Origin of the sequence: Methylobacterium nigriterrae, from assembly GCF_037106235.1 — a bacterium.
GTDB lineage: Bacteria > Pseudomonadota > Alphaproteobacteria > Rhizobiales > Beijerinckiaceae > Methylobacterium > Methylobacterium nigriterrae.
Window position 1 is genome coordinate 1 of record NZ_JBAWTG010000342.1, and the last position, 1,679, is coordinate 1,679.

Here is a 1,679-nt window from a genome sequence, read left to right on the forward strand (position 1 = left end):
CACACGCGATGAACCCCGCCCCCCCGGACCTCAGCGACGCCGTCAGGAGCTGCCGCCCCGCCCTCATCAGCCTCGCGGTCGTCAGCGGCCTGGTGAACCTGCTCTACCTCACCGGCTCCTTCTTCATGCTGGTGATCTACGACCGCGTCATCCCGAGCCGCTCGATCCCCTCGCTGATCGGCCTCGTGCTGCTGGCGCTGCTGCTCTACGCCTTCCACGGCGCGCTCGAGGCCATGCGCGGCCGCATGCTGACCCGCATCGTCGCCATCCTCGACGAGTGCCTCAGCGCCCGGATCTTCAAGGTGATGATGCGCGCGCCCCGCAGCGGCATGGCGCCGGGCAGCAGCTTCGGCCCGATCCAGGACCTCGACCAGATCCGCAGCTTCCTGTCGAGCACCGCCCCGGCGGGCCTGTGCGACCTGCCCTGGATGCCGCTCTACTTCGCGATCTGCTTCCTGTTCCACCCGCTGATCGGCCTGACCGCGCTGGGCGGCGCCCTCATGCTCGGCACGATCACGCTGGTCACGGACCGCCTCACGCGCGGCCCCCTCAAGGCGGTGAGCGCGCAGGCCGCGCGCCGCAGCACCGTGACGGAGGAAGCCTGCCGCAACGCCGACGTCGTCGTGGCGATGGGCATGCAGGATCACTTCGCGGCCCGCTGGGAGGGGGAGAACCAGAGCTTCGTGCTCGCCCACCAGCAGGTGGCCGACATCTCCGGCGGGCTCGGCGCCGTCTCGAAGATGTCGCGCATCGCGCTGCAATCGGGCGTGCTGGCGCTCTGCGCCTACCTGGTGATCACCGGCGACGGCAGCTCGGGCATCATGCTGGCCGCCTCGATCCTGCTCGGGCGGGCGCTCGCCCCGCTCGACACGACGATCGCGAACTGGAAGGTCATCGTCGGCGCGCAGCAGGCCTGGGGACGCCTGACGGAGATGTCCGCCCGGATGCCGCCCGCACAGGCCGGCGCCGTCCTGCCGGTGCCGAGCCGCGCGCTGCGGGTCGAGGGCGTCGCGGTGGCGCCCCCCGGCACCCAGCAGGTGTCCGTGCGCGACGTCAGCTTCAGCCTGCGGGCGGGCCAGGGGCTGGCCATCACCGGCCCGAGCGGGTCCGGCAAGTCGAGCCTGATCCGCGCCCTGATCGGCGTCTGGCCGACCCTGCGCGGCAGCGTGCGGCTCGACGGCGCCTCGATCACGCAGTGGGACCCGACCGATCTCGGCCGCCACCTCGGCTACCTGCCGCAAGAGGTCACCCTGTTTGCCGGCAGCATCGCGCAGAACATCGCCCGCTTCTCGCCCGATGCCGCGCCGGCGGCCATCGAGGCGGCGGCCCGCACCGCCGGCGTGCACGACCTGATCCTGCAGCTGCCGAACGGCTACGACACCCAGGTCGGCGAGGGCGGGCGCGGCCTGTCCGGCGGGCAGCGCCAGCGGATCGGGCTGGCCCGTGCCCTGTTCGGCGAGCCTTTCCTGGTGGTGCTCGACGAGCCGAATGCCAACCTCGACCAGGACGGCGAGGAGGCGCTGCGGCAGGCGGTGCTCGGCGTGCGCGCCCGCGGCGGCGTGGTCATCCTCGTCGCCCACCGCATGAGCGCGCTCGCCGGCGTCGATCTCATCCTGACCATGCAGGACGGCCGCGCCCAGGCCTTCGGACCGAAAGAGCAGGTCCTCGCCCGACGCGGC

At 72.7% G+C, this 1,679-nt stretch carries 1 protein-coding gene; it reads left to right on the forward strand.

The genetic code is table 11. The features are described 5' to 3' along the window. Positions 1-8 precede the first annotated feature (8 nt). The coding region (locus tag WDW90_RS36865; RefSeq protein WP_336492684.1) for a type I secretion system permease/ATPase at positions 9-1,679 on the forward strand (1,671 nt) is incomplete at its 3' end.